This window comes from Pseudomonas sp. HY2-MNA-CIBAN-0224 (assembly GCF_040310285.1).
GTDB classification, from domain to species: Bacteria; Pseudomonadota; Gammaproteobacteria; order Pseudomonadales; family Pseudomonadaceae; genus Aquipseudomonas; species Aquipseudomonas helleri.
The window spans coordinates 1-266 of record NZ_JBEOPQ010000581.1; the positions used below are offsets into that span (position 1 = coordinate 1).

Below are 266 nucleotides of genomic sequence, written 5' to 3' on the forward strand. Positions count from 1 at the left end.
CGCGCTTACCTTCTTCGGCAAACCAGCGAATAAAGCTGTTGGCATAACCAATCTCACCACGTGATTCCGTCAATGGTTTACCTTGTTCGGCAGTCATAAGAATCGCGAGATCTTCTTTGTTTTCATCAATAAGATCGGCCCACTTTTGCAGTAGCTCGGCACGTTCTTTGGCCGTTTTTTCCGCCCATGATACTTGCGCTTCATGAGAGTAAGCGACCGCTTCATCGACGTCTTGTTTGGTTAAGCTTGGCACCGTACCGATGACT

Annotated in this window: 1 protein-coding gene; it reads right to left on the reverse strand. The window is 48.1% G+C overall.

Annotation, left to right across the window (positions count from 1 at the left end; genetic code table 11):
* On the reverse strand, positions 1 to 266 hold a 266-nt coding region (locus tag AAEZ03_RS27635), incomplete at both ends, for an aldehyde dehydrogenase family protein (protein WP_350583064.1).